The following is a 14856-nucleotide window of genomic DNA, read 5'->3' on the forward strand; positions in this document are numbered from 1 at the left end:
AAATACCTTCGCCGCCGAAAACACAACAATTTTCATGTCCACCCCCCAATTGCGCCATCAAGCCCTTGAAGATGTGCTGAACCGCAGTCCGCGTTTCAGCGACCCCCCCTCACAGCGCATCAGCGACTACTTCGGTGCCCATGTCTTCAATGAGGACGCCATGCGGATGTTCCTTACCGAGGATGCCTGGTACGCCGTACGGCAGGCCATCACCTACGGCTCGCGCATCGATCGCAAACTGGCCGACCAGGTGGCCAGTGGCATGAAGGAATGGGCCGCCACCAAGGGCGCCACGCACTACACGCACTGGTTCCAGCCGCTTACCGGCCTCAGCGCTGAGAAGCACGACGCCTTCTTCGAGCCGATCAGTGGTGGGCGCAGCATCGAACGCTTCGATGGCAGCATGCTGGTGCAGCAGGAGCCCGATGCCAGCAGCTTCCCCAGCGGAGGCATACGCAACACCTTCGAGGCCAGGGGCTACACCGCCTGGGACCCGAGCAGCCCGGCCTTCATGATCGGCCGGACGCTGTGCATCCCCACCATCTTCATCAGCTATACCGGCGAGGCGCTGGACTACAAGATGCCCTTGCTGCGCGCCATACGCGCCATTGATGAGGCGGCCACGGCGGTCTGCCAGTACTTCGACAAGGATGTCCTCAAGGTGTACTCCACCTTGGGCTGGGAGCAGGAATACTTCCTCATCGACAAGGCCCTGCTGATGGCACGGCCGGACATCATGCTCAGCGGTCGGGCCCTCTTCGGCCACATACCCGCCAAGGGCCAACAGTTGGAGGACCACTACTTCGGCAGCATCCCGGACCGGGTGCGGGCCTTCATGCGCGATTTCGAGACCGAAGCCCTCATGCTGGGCATCCCGGTGAAGACGCGCCACAACGAGGTGGCCCCCAACCAGTTCGAGTGCGCTCCGGTCTTCGAGGAGATGAACCTGGCCGTTGACCACAACGTGCTGCTCATGGACATCATGGAGAAGGTGGCACAGAAGCACGACTTTCGGGTGTTGTTGCACGAGAAGCCCTATGCCGGCGTGAACGGCAGCGGCAAGCACAACAACTGGAGCCTGGCCACAAACACGGGCGTGAACCTGTTGAAGCCGGCCAAGACCCCGAAGGAGAACTTGCGATTCCTCACCTTCTTCGTCAACACCATTGCGGCGATCCACAACCACGCGGATGTGCTGCGGGCCAGCATCGCCAGTGCCGGCAACGATCATCGCCTGGGTGCCAACGAGGCGCCCCCGGCGATCATCAGCGTCTTCATCGGTGAGCACCTCTCCAAATTGCTGGACGAACTGGAGCGGAACGTGAAGAGCAGGATGAGTCCCGAGTTGAAGACGGAACTGAAGCTGGACATCGGCCGCATCCCCGCCGTGCTGTTGGACAATACGGACCGCAACCGCACCAGCCCCTTCGCCTTCACGGGCAACAAGTTCGAGTTCCGCGCGGTGGGCAGCAGCGCCAATTGCGCAGGCCCCATGACCGTGCTCAACACCATCGTGGCCGCCCAGCTGATCTCCTTCCACCAGGAGGTGGAGGGTCTCATCGCCAAGGGCACCAAGAAAGATGAGGCCATCCTGCGCGTACTGCGCGATGTGATCGCCCGGAGCAAGGCCATCCGTTTCGAGGGCAACGGCTACGGTGAGGAATGGGTGAAGGAGGCCGCCGCCCGGGGATTGAGCAACATCAAGGACACCCCGCGTGCCTTGGACGTGTGGACCCGCAAGGAGACCCAGGACCTGTTCCAGCGCATGGGCGTGCTCAGCCCGGTGGAGGCCGAGGCGCGCCACGAGATCGGGCTGCACAACTACACACTGAAGATCCAGATCGAAAGCCGTGTGGCGGGCGACCTGGCCAAGAACCACATCGTGCCCGTGGCCATCGCCTACCAGAACCGTCTGCTGGAGAATGTTCGCGGCCTGAAGGATGTGCTGCCGGCCGACAAGGTGAAGAAGGCCACCGCTGTCCAACTGGCCCTGATCGAGGAGATCAGCGAGCGCATCGCGGCCATCATGGGTCTGGTGCACGACATGGTGGAGGCCCGCAAGAAGGCGAACAAGGTCGACGACCCACGGCACAAGGCCATCGCCTATTGCGATGAGGTGAAGCCCTTCCTGGACCGGATCCGCTACCAGAGCGACAAGTTGGAGCTGCTGGTGGACGACGAACTCTGGCCATTGCCCAAGATGCGCGAGTTGCTCTTCACGCGATGAGCGGATCGGGGACCCCACGATCAATGGTGGAACGCCGGGCGGTTCGCCCGGCGTTCGCCGTTCCGGGATCTGCTTATCTTCGCCCGGCTCCATACGGACTCACGAACCACACACGATGATCACACGCATCCTTTTGGCGGTCCTGGCCATTGGCCTGTCGTTCCCCACCACCCTGATGGCGCAGGGCAAACTCGCAGAAGAGGCCGATGATGCCTATGGCAAGGGCTTCTACTTCAACGCCATAGAGCTCTACAAGAAGGCCTACACCGTGGAGAAGAAGGCCAGTACCAAGGCCGAACTGATCTTCAAGGTGGCCGAGAGCTACCGCATGCTCGGCGACATGCAGCAGGCCGAGGTGTGGTACGACAAGGCCAACAAGGCCCAGTATGCCGACCCCATCACCTACTACTGGATCGGCGAATCGCTCAAGCAACAGGGCAAGTACGCGGAAGCCATCGCGGCCTTCAACCGCTACAAGGAGAAGCGCCCGGGCGACGTCCGCGCGGACGCCGGCATCGCCGCCTCCCAGATGGCCCAGAAGTGGAAGGACAGCCCCACGCGCTATGACGTGTCGCCTGAAGTGCTGCTCAACACGCCGCAGATGGACTTCTCGCCAGGGTTCGCTGACAAGAAGAACGAATCCGTGGTCTTCTCCAGCACACGGCAGGCCGCCACGGGCACCGAGACCGACCAGATCACCGGGGAGAATTTCTCCGACCTCTTCTCCAGCACGCGCGATCGCCTGGGCAAGTGGAGCGAGCCGGTGAAGCTGCCCAGTTTCATCAACACCCCCGGCAACGAGGGCGCCCCCATCTTCAACAGCAAGCGCACCATCATGTACTTCACCCGGTGCCCCATGGAAAAGAAGAAGGTCTATGGGTGTGACATCTGGATGAGCAAGAAGGTGGGCAACAACTTCAGCGAACCCGAGATGCTCCCCTTGAAGGCCGGCGCTGGCAAGGATGACACCACCACCGTGGGCCACCCGGCCCTAGGCCCCAACGACGCCTATATGGTCTTTGCCGGCAACATGGATGTGAAAGGTCGCCGCGGTGGGCGCGACCTCTATGCGGTGAAGCTCAGCGCCGAGGGCAAGCCCGTGGGCCAGCCCGTGAACCTGGGTGCCGATATCAACACCAACCGCGACGAACTCTTCCCCTTCATTCGCCACGACGGCAGCCTCTACTTCGCCAGCAACGGCTACTCCGGTATGGGCGGATTGGACATTTACCGCGCTGAACCCACCGGCGACATGCAGTGGGGGCAGGTGGAGAACCTGAAGGCCCCGATCAACAGCGCCTGGGACGACTTCGCCATCATCTTCGACGGAGAGAACGACCGCGGCTTCTTCACCAGCAATCGTCCGGGCGGCAAAGGCATGGATGACATCTGGCGCTTCAACATGCCCGACATGGTCTTCGCCCTGCAGGGAACCGCCTATGACAAGAGCACGGGTCAGCCCCTGGCCGGCACCAAGATCAGCGTGGTGGGCACCGATGGCAGCAATTTCAGCGCCCTCACCGACGACAACGGCGGCTTCGCCTTCGCCGAGAGCGGCAAGGACCGCTTCATCAAGGAGAACACCAGCTACAGCATCCTGGCCGAGAAGGAAGGCTACCTGGTGGTGAAGGACCAGATCACCACCGTGGGCCTCACCGAGAGCACCACCTTCGTCAAGGAGTATTTCCTGCAACCCGCCGTGGTGGGTGGCGTGGTGTTGCTGCCCACGATCCTGTATGAGACCGACAAATTCGCCCTGCTCGACGCCAGCAAGGACTCCCTGCAGGTGGCCTACCAGACACTGATCGACAACCCCACCTTGGTGGTGGAACTGCGTTCGCACACCGACGCCCGCCCCACGCGCACCTACAAGGGCGGCAACAAGGAACTGAGCCAACTGCGCGCCCAGAGCTGCGTGAATTACCTGGTGACCCTGGGCGTCGATCCGGCGCGCCTGGTGCCCGTGGGCCGTGGTGCCGATGAGCCCCGCATCACCATGGACCAGATCAACAAGATGGCCACCAAGGAGGAGAAGGAGGCCGCGCACCAGTTGAACCGCCGCACCGACATGAAGGTGCTCAGCTGGGATCACGTGCCCAAGGAGAACAATGGGGCCGCACCGAACAATTAGACCTTGACCCAGGAGAAGAAGCATCCCCTCCCGGGATGCTTCTTCTTTTTCCCCCGCTCCATGGCCAGCCGCTACGACCAACGTGGTGTTTCCGCCAGCAAGGAGGATGTCCACAAGGCCATCGCCTCGCTGGACAAGGGGCTCTTCCCGAAGGCCTTCTGCAAAGTGGTGCCCGATACGCTGACGGGAAGCGATGCCCATTGCATCGTGATGCATGCGGACGGTGCCGGCACCAAGAGTTCATTGGCCTATGCCTATTGGAAAGAGACCGGCGACCTCGGCGTTTGGCACGGCATCGCGCAGGATGCCGTGGTGATGAACCTCGATGACCTGCTCTGCGTGGGCCTCACCGATGGCATCCTGCTCAGCAGCACTATCGGGCGCAACAAGCGGCTCATTCCCGGTGAAGTCATTGGCGCCCTGATCGAAGGCACGGAGCGCTTTCTGGAAAAGATGCGATCCCTGGGCATCGGCATCCGCAGCACAGGCGGTGAGACCGCCGATGTGGGCGACCTGGTGCGCACCGTGATCGTGGACAGCACCGTGGTGGCGCGCATGAAGCGCGACGAGGTGATCGACAACGCACGCATCCGGGCGGGTGACGTGATCGTGGCGCTGGCCAGCGATGGACAGGCCTCCTATGAGGACCATTTCAACGCCGGCATGGGCAGCAACGGCCTCACCAGCGCCCGGCACGATGTCTTCTCGAAGGCGCTGGCCACCAAGTACCCGGAGACCTTCGATCCGGGTACGCCTGATGACCTTGTATACAGTGGCCAGGTGCTGCTTACCGACCAGTTGGCAGGGACACCATTGAACTTCGGCCAGGCCGTCCTCTCACCCACACGCACGTACGCGCCCGTGGTGAAGCAGGTGCTGGAGGTCATGCGGCGGGACATCCATGGCCTGGTGCACTGCAGCGGCGGCGCCCAGACCAAGGTGCTGCACTTCATCGAAGGGCTGCGGGTCATCAAGGATGATCTCTTCCCGGCCCCTCCGCTGTTCGCCGCCATCCAACGCATGAGTGGCACCACCTGGGAGGAGATGTACAAGGTCTTCAACATGGGCCACCGTATGGAGTTCTATGTACCGGAGCAACGCGCCGCGGAGATCATCGCCATCAGCGGGTCCTTCGGCATCGCCGCCAAGGTCATCGGCCGTGTGGAACCGGCCCCCGCGAAAGAGGTGGTCCTGCGCAGCGAACACGGTACCTATATGTATTCCTGAACCACACCGCTGTTCTCCGCGCCTCCGCACCTCGGTGTCCTCCTCCACCATGTCCGACCTCCTCGCCAAGCTCTCCTCCCTTGCGGACCGCCGCACCGAGATCGGCAAGCAGCTCGCCGACCCGGCAGTGATCTCGGACCAGAAGAGGTTCGTGGAGCTCAACCGCAGCTACCGCGACCTGGAGTCCATCGAACAAGCTTTCCTCCGCTTCAAGCGCCTGCACGACGACCTGGCCGGGGCCGAGGAGATGTTGCGCACGGAGAAGGATCCCGATATGCTCGAAATGGCCCGTGCGGAGCGCGATGCCAGCCGGGAGGCCATCGCGGCCATGGAGGAGGAGGTGCGCCTGATGCTGGTGCCCAAGGACCCCAATGATGCGCGCAATTGCACCGTGGAATTGCGCGCGGGCACCGGTGGCGATGAGGCCAGCCTGTTCGCGGGCGACCTCTACAAGATGTACACCCGTTACTGCGAAGGCCGTGGCTGGAAGGTGGAGGTGGCCGACGTGAGCGAAGGCACCGTGGGCGGCTACAAGGAAGTGGTCTTCAACGTGATCGGCGAAGGCGCCTATGGCACCTTGAAATTCGAGGCCGGTGTGCACCGCGTGCAGCGTGTGCCCGCCACCGAGGCCCAGGGACGCATCCATACCAGCGCCGCCACGGTGAACGTGCTGCCCCAGGCGGAGGAGACCGACGTGGACCTGCGGGAGAGCGACGTGAGGATGGAGACCGCACGCAGCGGTGGCGCCGGTGGGCAGAACGTGAACAAGGTGGAGACCAAGGTGCGTCTGACGCACATCCCCACAGGAACCGTGGTGATGTGCCAGACAGAGCGCAGCCAGCTCGGCAACCGGATGAAGGCCATGGACATGCTGCGCACCAAGCTCTATGAGGAGAAAGTGCGCACCCAGGAGGCCGCCGTGGCCGCCCAGCGGCGCAGCCAGGTGAGCAGCGGCGACCGCAGCGCCAAGATCCGCACCTACAATTTCCCCCAGAGCCGCGTCACCGACCATCGCATCGAGCTCACCGTGCACAACCTGCCGGAGATCCTGAACGGCGACCTGCAGGACATCATCGATGCGCTGCAATTGGCCGAACGCACGGAGAAGTTGAAAGCCGAGGCGGGTATCTGAGGTTCGAATACCACGGACCTGCCTGTCGGCAGACAGGGGCCCGGAGTCGCGGCGGGCACAGGGTGGATCGATAGGCCGGGCCATCATGGACACGGGTCGTGGTCCCGGCCCTGGGTCGATCCTTGTTCCATGTGCCCCTGCACCTCTGCGGTCTTCCTTCCGACCTTTGCCCCGCATGACCCGTTCCGAGCTCGTCGCCATCATCCGCCGCAAGAAGAGCCTGCTTTGCGTGGGGCTCGACACCGAGGAGCACCTCGTCCCAGAGCATTTCCGGCACGAAAGCCATCCGGTACGTGCCTACAACGAGGCCATCGTGGAAGTGACACATGACCTGGCCGTGGCCTACAAGCTGAACCTCGCCTTCTATGAAGCCCTCGGCGACCAGGGTTGGCTCGACCTGGAGGCCACCATCGCGTACATCCGCAGCAAGGGGGATCTTTTCATCATCGCCGATGCCAAGCGCGGCGACATAGGCAACACCGCCCGCAAATACGCCGAGGCCTTTTTCGATCGCCTGGAGGTGGACGCCGTGACCCTTTCGCCTTACATGGGCCGCGACTCCATTGCGCCCTTCATGGGCAGGCCGGGCAAATGGGGCATCGTGCTGGGGGTCACCAGCAATCCGGGCGCCGAGGATTTCCAGTTCCTCAAGGCCGACGGGGAACGGCGATTCTTCGAGGTGGTCATGCGCCGGTCCGCGGAGTGGGGCACGCCGGATGAACTGATGTTCGTGGTGGGGGCGACCCGGCCTGATACGCTGGCTGAAGCACGCCGATCGGCACCACGGCACTTCTTCCTGGTGCCTGGTGTGGGTGCCCAAGGCGGGGACTTGGATGCGGTCCTGGATGCCGGCATGACCGGTGAAGGTGGATTGCTCATCAACAGCAGCCGGGGCATCCTGTACGCGGGAAAAGGGGAGGAGGCGATCCCCGCCGCGCGTGAAGCTGCCCGCGTGCTGCAACGGGCCATGGCCAGCCGGATCGTATCGCAAGCGCCGCCAGCCGTCCACTGAAAGCCGCACTATATTATGCGTCTCCGGATCGACGGAATGATCGTCATCGGGAAGCGCCATGCCCCATCAAGCCTCAGTGGATCGCCAGCGGAACACGATGCCACTGGCATATCTCCGCGGCACCCGTGGTCAATTCCACGATCTACTGCTTGACCCCGCCTTCCCCTATGGCGAGGACCTGCTGCAATTCATCTGGGAGCAGGGTCTGTACGACACCCATGCGCTGCGCACCACCGACGGACGCCCGGTGGAAGTGATCCGGCCTGGCCGTATCCAGCATCACAGCGGCCCCGACCTCGAAGGCGCCCTGGTGCGGATCGAAGACCAGTTGTGGGCGGGCAATGTGGAGGTGCATCCGCGTACCAGCGATTGGAACGCCCATGGCCACCAGCATGACGCGGCCTACGAGAACGTGGTGCTGCATGTGGTCTATACGCATGACGCTGAGGTGCACACGGTTCGCGGCCATGTGCCGCCCACTGTGGAACTTCTTACCCGCATCTCAACGGACAGCATCTCGTTGCATCTGGAGTTGATGCGCGGCCAGGCGTTCGTTCCCTGTGCCCGGCTGTTGGACCGGGCCGAACCCATGCGCACCAGTGCCTGGCTGGAGCGTGTCCTGGTCGAACGTTTGGAGCGCAAGACCGCCCATGTGGAAGACCTGTTCCGACAATTGGGCCAAGACCCGGCAGAGACCGTGTACCACCTGCTCGCCCGAGCCTTCGGTCTGAAGGTGAACGCCGAACCCTTCGGCATGCTGGCCCACGCCCTGCCCCTGAAGGTGCTGCTCAAGTACCGCGATGATGCCATGCGCACGGAGGCCCTGCTCTTCGGCCAGGCCGGCATGCTGCAGGTGGACTTCGTGGATGCCTTCCCACGCCGCTTGCAGGAGGAACATGTTCTTCTGGCGCACATGCACGGCCTGCGTCCCGCACCGGTGGCGGCTTGGAAGTTCGCGCGCATGCGGCCGGTCAATTTTCCCACTGTGCGCATCGCACAATTGGCCCAATTGCTCATGCGCTGCGACGGCACCTTCTCGGAACTGCTGGAACAGGACGACGCTCTATTGTTGCGGCAACACTTGGAGTTGCTGGCCAGTCCTTACTGGACCGACCACTACCAGTTCGACAGACCAAGCACACCACAGCCCAAACGCTTGGGTCGCATCGGCACCGATCATCTCATCATCAACGCGGTGGTGCCAGCGCTATTCGCCTTGGGCGGCCTGCTGGGGCGTTCAGCGTACCGCGATCGCGCGCTGCGCCTGCTGGAACAGCTTCCCGCGGAAAGGAACAGCCTGCTCGATGGTTGGGGTTCCCTTGGCCTGCCGGCGGACTCGGCGGGAAGAGGACAAGCCCTGTTGGAACTGAAGAACAGCTATTGCGCCCCACGGCGCTGTTTATCTTGCGGTATCGGCAACCAACTGCTGCGGGGTACCGTCAAGGGGAGTGGAAGTTCGGTTGGAGGTTGAATGTTTCGGAAGATCCCCAACCTTCGTTCTCCAAGCCCCCATTGGACCAACAACGCCAGCACATGATCGATCACATCAAAACCTGGTTCGAGCGCCAAGCTTTCGGGGTTTGCGAGTGGTGGGCCCAGAAGCTCAACGTGAAGACCGAGCAGGTGCGCCTCAGCTTCATCTACCTCAGCTTTGTCACGGCGGGCCTGCATCTGGTGGTCTACCTGGTCATGGCTTTCGTGCTCCAGCACAAGGAGCGCATCAAGCATCCTTTCAGCCGGCGGAGTACCGTTTGGGACTTGTAGTCTTTACGCTTCCGTGGGCTGGAACGGGTTATGGCCCGCTGGCGATAGCTTCGCCGCCATGCGCATCCTGATCACCGGCAGCAACGGCCTGTTGGGCCAGAAACTCGTGGCCGCCTTGCGGAATGACCCGGAAGTGGAGCTCACCGCGACCAGCCGCGGCGCTGACCGCAGCCCGGAACCCTTGGGCGACCGCTACCGGAGCATGGACATCACCGTGCGGTCCGAAGTGGATGCCGTATTCGGTGGTGTGAAGCCGGAGGTGGTGGTCCACACCGCCGCCATGACCAATGTGGATGCTTGTGAATTGGACCCCGCCGCATGCCAGGCGCAGAATGTCACCGCCACGAAACACTTGGTGGACGCGGCCAAGCGCTGTGGCAGCCACTTCATCCACCTCAGCACGGACTTCATCTTCGATGGTGAGGCCGGTCCCTACCGCGAGGAGGACGAACCCGCCCCGCTCAGCGTCTACGGCCGCAGCAAACTGGACAGTGAACGGCTGGTGATGGAAGCCGGGCTGGAGAAGTGGGCCATCGTGCGCACCATCATCGTGTATGGCGTGGCGCCCGGGCTCAGCCGAAGCAATGTGGTGCTCTGGGCCAAGGGCGCATTGGAAAAAGGTGAACCCATCCGCGTGGTGGACGACCAGTGGCGCATGCCCACGCTGGCCGAGGATCTGGCCGACGGATGCATCCGGATCGCGAAGCGGCATGCCACCGGCATCTTCCACCTCAGCGGCCCCGATGGGATGAGCATTCTGGAACTGGTGCGGCGTGTGGGTACCTTCTTCGGCCTGGACACCTCGGTGGTGACGGCCATCAAGAGTGACTCGCTGGGCCAACCCGCCAAACGCCCACCCAGGACGGGCTTCGTACTGGACAAGGCCCGTCGCGTGCTGGGCTACGCGCCTCGTTCTTTCGAGGAAGGTCTCGCCGTGGTATCCGGTCAGTTGGACCAGCGGATCCCCCGACCCGCGAGCAACCTCCGATCGCCCAGTCCTTGAACAGTCACCCCTTCTTCACCTTGATCGACCCCAGGTACTCGGTCAACTTGTCCTTCACCACCGGGTAGAGGATGACCAGGCCGATCATGTTGGGCACCATCATGGCGAAGATCATGGCGTCGCTGAAATCCAGCACGCTGCCCATGTTGGACGCCGCGCCCACCACCACGAACACGCAGAAGAGCAGCTTGTACAGATTCGCCGAACGCATGCTCTTGCCGAAGAGGTAGGTCCATGCCTGCAGGCCGTAGTACGACCAGCTGATCATGGTGGAGAAGGCGAAAAGCACCACGGCCACGGTGAGCACGTAGGAGAAATTGGGGATGGCGCTCTCGAAGATGTGCGTGGTGAGGTCCACACCGGTGAGCGCGCGGCCGTCGCTGAAGACCGCCGCACCATCGGCGGCGCCGTATGGGAAGAAGCCCTGCACGTTGTAGATCACGATCACCAGGGCGGTCATGGTGCAGATCACCACCGTGTCGATGAAGGGCTCCAGCAGCGCCACGATGCCCTCGCTGGCCGGGTGCTTGGTCTTCACCGCCGAGTGGGCGATGGCCGCCGAGCCGATGCCCGCCTCATTGCTGAAGGCCGCCCTGCGGAAGCCCTGCACCAGCACGCCCAGGAAGCCGCCGGCGATGGCCACCGGCGCGAAGGCACCCTGGATGATGGCCGTGAAAGCCGCAGGCACGTATTGCGCGTTCATGTAGATGATGATCGCCGCCGCACCGACATAGAGCACCGCCATGAAGGGGACGATCTTTTCGGTGACCGTGGCGATCCGGCGGATGCCACCGATGATGACGATGCCCACCAGCACGGCCATGATGACGCCGAACACCGTGCCCGCATGACCGGCCTGCATGCCCATGCGGCCGAGAAAGATGCTCGCGGCCTGGTTCACCTGGAACATGTTGCCACCGCCGAAGGATCCTCCCACGCACATCACGGCGAAGACCACCGCCAGCACCTTGCCCAGGTTCGCCATGCCGCGTTGCGCGAGGCCTTTGGAGAGGTAGTACATGGGGCCGCCATAGACCTTGCCCGTGGCGTCCACTTCGCGGAAGGACACGCCCAAAGTGCATTCAACGAACTTGGACGACATGCCCAGCAGGCCTGCCAGGATCATCCAGAAGGTGGCGCCCGGCCCACCCACGGTGACGGCCACCGCCACGCCGGCGATGTTGCCCAGGCCCACCGTGGCGCTCAAAGCCGCCGTCAGCGCCTGGAAATGGTTCACCTCGCCCTCGCTGCTCTCAATGCGGATCGTGTCCGGTACGTCGCCCTCCACAATGTTCAGGTCCGCAGGGAGCTGTTTCACACGTTCATACTTGCCCCGCACCGTGTTCACCGCCACGCGGAAAAGCCGGATGCCCGGTGCCCGGAAGTAGATGGTGAAGAAAGTCGCGCCCAGGATCAGTGGGAATAGCACCCAGGGGATCATCACCCCACCCACCTCGAACTGGTAGAAGATCAAGCGGACGAACCAGCCGGTGGCCTGGCCAAAGGCCTGATCGATGCGTTCATCCAACCCGGGTCCGTCCTGGGCCGACAACATGAGGGAGTGCAGGAGGGTGGCCGGTAGGAGCAGGATCCGCATGGGTAGGGAAGGGGCTGGGGTGGGAGGTAAAACTATGATCTTCCCGGCTGGTCCGATGCCGCTGTCGCATGCGCGGACCGCCTATCTTCGGATCGGACGTTTCCGGGGTCCACCAGAAGGCATGCGTATGTCCGGCCCCTTGAAACCCCTCAGGGAACAGATCAACGATCTTCTTTCCCTGCACAGCGGTGAACGCAGGGGCTTCCTGCTGATGATGCTGTTGCTGGTCCTGCTCAGCATCTGGGTGGTGTTCGAGCAATGGGTCATTCGTCCCAAACAACCCGATCTGGGTCCGCTGATGGATGAGATGCGAAGCTGGGCCGCCGAACGTCATGCCGCATCCGTTCCGGATACTTCGTTCGCCGAACCATTCCCATTCGACCCGAACACCATTTCCAGGGGTGAATGGATCGCACTGGGATTCACCACGCGCCAGGTGGATGGTATCGAACGATACATGTCCAAGGGCGGGCGTTTTCGGGTGAAGGGAGATGTGGCCAAACTGTACAGCCTGCGGCCAGGCCAATACGAGCGGCTAGAGTCCTTCATCCTGCTGCCGGACAGCCTATCCCGCACACCCCGGTACGATCGCATGGCGCGCGGATCACCGGGTGATCGGGAAACGAAGGCGGAGCGTGTGGTGCGCCCTAGGGCCGATCGCCCGGCATGGCGAAAAGTGGAAGTGAACGCGGCGGACAGCGCGGAATTGGTGGCCCTGCCTGGGATCGGGCCGTCCTTCGCCAGGGGCATCCTTCGCTATCGCGACATGTTGGGAGGCTTCGTCTCATTGGACCAACTGGGCGAGGTATATGTGCTGAAGGACAAACCAGATGCTTTGGATCGTGTGCGCGAACTGCTTGTGGTGGACAGCCTGAGTGTGCGGCGCATCGCGATCAACACCTGCACGGTGGAGGAGTTGGCGGAACATCCGTACGCGCGCTGGAAACTGGCCAAACCCCTGATCGCGTACCGGCAGCAGCACGGACCCTTCCGCGAGGTGGCCGACATTCGCGGTTGCCACCTGATCGATGAGGACGCCTTCCGTAAACTTGCGCCCTACCTCAGCGTGGAGTGACCGCCTTGCAAGAACGCCTCGAGGCCGCCATCCGCGCGGTACCCGATTTCCCCAAGCCGGGCGTGCTCTTCCGCGACATCACCCCCGTGCTGGAGGACCCGCTCCTTTGCCGGGCCATCACCGAGGGATTCCGGGAACGCCTGCAGGATGTGCCGGTGGACGCGATCGCCGGCATCGAAAGCCGGGGCTTCCTTTTCGGCATGCCGCTGGCGCTCGCGCTGGGTGTGCCATTCCTCACCGTGCGCAAGAAGGGCAAGCTCCCATGGAAGACCGTGTCCTACAAGTACGACCTGGAGTATGGCAGTGCGGAAGTGGAGATGCATGTGGACAGCGTGCGGCCCGGCATGCGGGTGCTGGTACATGACGACCTGCTCGCCACCGGTGGCACGGCCGCGGCCGCCGCTGAACTCGTGCTGCGGCAGGGTGGGCACATCGCGGGATTCTCGTTCCTCATCGAACTGGCTTTTCTCGGGGGCCTGCGCAAACTCGAACCTTACAACGCCAGGGTCGTTGCCCTGAAGACCTATTGACCATGGAGTTCACCACCACCGAAAGCCAGAACATGATCGCGCAGGCCGTGCGCGACCTCTGTGAGCGTGAATTGCGCCCCCATTTGATGGATTGGGACGAGCGCCAGCACTTCCCCGTGGAGTTGTTCCGGGAGCATTTCGGTCCCGCCGGCATGCTGGGTGTGTTGGTGCCGGAGGAGTATGGAGGTGCAGGCCTGGGCTATTTCGAGTACATCTCCACCATTGTGGAGGTGGCCCGGATCTGTGGCAGCGTGGGCCTGAGCGTGGCGGCGCACAACAGTCTCTGCACCGGCCATATCCTCCAGTTCGGCAACGCGGAGCAGAAACGTCGGTGGCTGCCCAAACTCGCGTCCGGCCAATGGATCGGTGCCTGGGCCTTGACCGAGCCCAACACCGGTAGCGATGCCATGCGCATGAAATGCACCGCGCGGAAGGATGGCGATGCATGGGTGCTCAATGGCACCAAGTGCTGGATCACCCATGGGATCACCGGGGATGTGGTGGTGGCCATCGTGCGTACGGGTGAATTACTGGACAGCAAGGGCATGACCGCCTTCGTGATCGAGCGGGGCACACCGGGATTGAAGGCGGGCAAGAAGGAGAACAAGCTGGGCATGCGCGCCAGCGAGACCGCCGAGGTGATCTTCGAGGACTGCCGGGTGCCCGAGGAGAACATTCTGGGACAGGTGGGCGAGGGATTCCAGCAGGCCATGAAGGTTCTCGACGGGGGGCGCATCAGCATCGCCGCCCTCAGTCTGGGCATCGCCAGGGGCGCTTTCGAGGCCAGTGTGAAGTATGCCAGGGAGCGTGAACAATTCGGCCAGCCCATTGCCAACTTCCAGGCCATCGCTTTCAAGCTGGCTGACATGGCCACCCGCATCGAGGCCGCCGAACTCCTCACCCTGCAGGCGGCCGATCTGAAGAACAGGGGGAAGAAGATGACCAAGGAGAGTGCCATGGCCAAGTATTACGCCAGCGAGGTGGCCGTGTGGGCCAGCAATGAAGCGGTGCAGATCCATGGCGGCTATGGCTACACCAAGGACTTCCCCGTGGAGAAATTCTACCGCGACAGCAAGCTTTGCACGATCGGGGAGGGGACCAGCGAGATCCAGAAGCTGGTCATCGGCCGGGACATCCTGCGGGGATGAGCACCGTACG

General features: G+C 62.9%; 12 protein-coding genes. 11 read left to right on the plus strand and 1 reads right to left on the minus strand.

From position 1 onward, the window contains the following. Positions 1–34: 34 nt before the first annotated feature. The 8 genes from KIT10_15420 (at position 35) to KIT10_15455 (ending at position 10496) form a co-directional block, all read left to right on the plus strand. Positions 35–2227, plus strand: coding sequence for a glutamine synthetase III (locus tag KIT10_15420; protein ID MCW5900650.1), 2193 nt, complete (start codon positions 35–37; stop codon positions 2225–2227). Between the two features lie 115 nt (positions 2228–2342). Continuing rightward, positions 2343–4358 (plus strand): OmpA family protein, encoded by a 2016-nt coding sequence (locus KIT10_15425; GenBank protein ID MCW5900651.1) that lies wholly within the window; start codon positions 2343–2345, stop codon positions 4356–4358. 60 nt (positions 4359–4418) lie between these two features. Next, positions 4419–5585: a phosphoribosylformylglycinamidine cyclo-ligase gene (locus KIT10_15430; protein ID MCW5900652.1), complete on the plus strand. Its 1167-nt coding sequence runs from the start codon at positions 4419–4421 to the stop codon at positions 5583–5585. 49 nt (positions 5586–5634) lie between these two features. Next, complete coding sequence (gene prfA / locus KIT10_15435) at positions 5635–6717, plus strand: peptide chain release factor 1 (GenBank protein MCW5900653.1); 1083 nt, start codon at positions 5635–5637, stop codon at positions 6715–6717. Positions 6718–6892: 175 nt separating this feature from the next. Next, positions 6893–7729, plus strand: a complete 837-nt coding sequence (gene pyrF / locus KIT10_15440) for an orotidine-5'-phosphate decarboxylase (protein ID MCW5900654.1) — start codon at positions 6893–6895, stop codon at positions 7727–7729. A gap of 97 nt (positions 7730–7826) precedes the next feature. After that, positions 7827–9200, plus strand: a complete 1374-nt coding sequence (locus tag KIT10_15445; GenBank protein ID MCW5900655.1) for a DUF2851 family protein — start codon at positions 7827–7829, stop codon at positions 9198–9200. A gap of 62 nt (positions 9201–9262) precedes the next feature. Further along, positions 9263–9493, plus strand: coding sequence for a PspC domain-containing protein (locus KIT10_15450; GenBank protein MCW5900656.1), 231 nt, complete (start codon positions 9263–9265; stop codon positions 9491–9493). A gap of 58 nt (positions 9494–9551) precedes the next feature. Continuing rightward, positions 9552–10496, plus strand: a complete 945-nt coding sequence (locus KIT10_15455; GenBank protein MCW5900657.1) for an SDR family oxidoreductase — start codon at positions 9552–9554, stop codon at positions 10494–10496. Between the two features lie 4 nt (positions 10497–10500). On the opposite strand, the gene KIT10_15460 is transcribed toward KIT10_15455, so the two are convergent. After that, the gene (locus KIT10_15460; GenBank protein ID MCW5900658.1) at positions 10501–12093 is read right to left on the minus strand and encodes an alanine:cation symporter family protein; all 1593 of its coding nucleotides are present in this window, start codon (positions 12091–12093) and stop codon (positions 10501–10503) included. Positions 12094–12232: 139 nt separating this feature from the next. Here KIT10_15460 and KIT10_15465 point away from each other — a divergent pair, with 139 nt between their 5' ends. The 3 genes from KIT10_15465 to KIT10_15475 are packed head-to-tail and all read left to right on the plus strand — an operon-like array spanning position 12233 to position 14846. Beyond that, positions 12233–13168: a helix-hairpin-helix domain-containing protein gene (locus KIT10_15465; protein MCW5900659.1), complete on the plus strand. Its 936-nt coding sequence runs from the start codon at positions 12233–12235 to the stop codon at positions 13166–13168. Further along, complete coding sequence (locus KIT10_15470) at positions 13165–13698, plus strand: adenine phosphoribosyltransferase (protein ID MCW5900660.1); 534 nt, start codon at positions 13165–13167, stop codon at positions 13696–13698. The genes KIT10_15465 and KIT10_15470 overlap by 4 nt, the downstream gene beginning before the upstream one ends. A gap of 2 nt (positions 13699–13700) precedes the next feature. Beyond that, positions 13701–14846: an acyl-CoA dehydrogenase family protein gene (locus KIT10_15475; GenBank protein ID MCW5900661.1), complete on the plus strand. Its 1146-nt coding sequence runs from the start codon at positions 13701–13703 to the stop codon at positions 14844–14846. Positions 14847–14856 lie beyond the last annotated feature (10 nt).

It is taken from the genome of Flavobacteriales bacterium, assembly GCA_026129465.1.
Lineage (GTDB): Bacteria > Bacteroidota > Bacteroidia > Flavobacteriales_F > PHOS-HE28 > PHOS-HE28.

What these genes read in the sequence shown, in the direction of transcription:
- KIT10_15445 (MCW5900655.1), top strand. Translation starts at nt 7,827, where the DNA reads ATGCCACTGGCATATCTCCGCGGCACCCGTGGTCAATTCCACGATCTA.
- KIT10_15420 (MCW5900650.1), top strand. Translation starts at nt 35, where the DNA reads ATGTCCACCCCCCAATTGCGCCATCAAGCCCTTGAAGATGTGCTGAAC.
- pyrF (MCW5900654.1), top strand. Translation starts at nt 6,893, where the DNA reads ATGACCCGTTCCGAGCTCGTCGCCATCATCCGCCGCAAGAAGAGCCTG.
- KIT10_15455 (MCW5900657.1), top strand. Translation starts at nt 9,552, where the DNA reads ATGCGCATCCTGATCACCGGCAGCAACGGCCTGTTGGGCCAGAAACTC.
- KIT10_15430 (MCW5900652.1), top strand. Translation starts at nt 4,419, where the DNA reads ATGGCCAGCCGCTACGACCAACGTGGTGTTTCCGCCAGCAAGGAGGAT.
- KIT10_15475 (MCW5900661.1), top strand. Translation starts at nt 13,701, where the DNA reads ATGGAGTTCACCACCACCGAAAGCCAGAACATGATCGCGCAGGCCGTG.
- KIT10_15460 (MCW5900658.1), bottom strand. Translation starts at nt 12,093, where the DNA reads ATGCGGATCCTGCTCCTACCGGCCACCCTCCTGCACTCCCTCATGTTG.
- KIT10_15425 (MCW5900651.1), top strand. Translation starts at nt 2,343, where the DNA reads ATGATCACACGCATCCTTTTGGCGGTCCTGGCCATTGGCCTGTCGTTC.
- prfA (MCW5900653.1), top strand. Translation starts at nt 5,635, where the DNA reads ATGTCCGACCTCCTCGCCAAGCTCTCCTCCCTTGCGGACCGCCGCACC.
- KIT10_15450 (MCW5900656.1), top strand. Translation starts at nt 9,263, where the DNA reads ATGATCGATCACATCAAAACCTGGTTCGAGCGCCAAGCTTTCGGGGTT.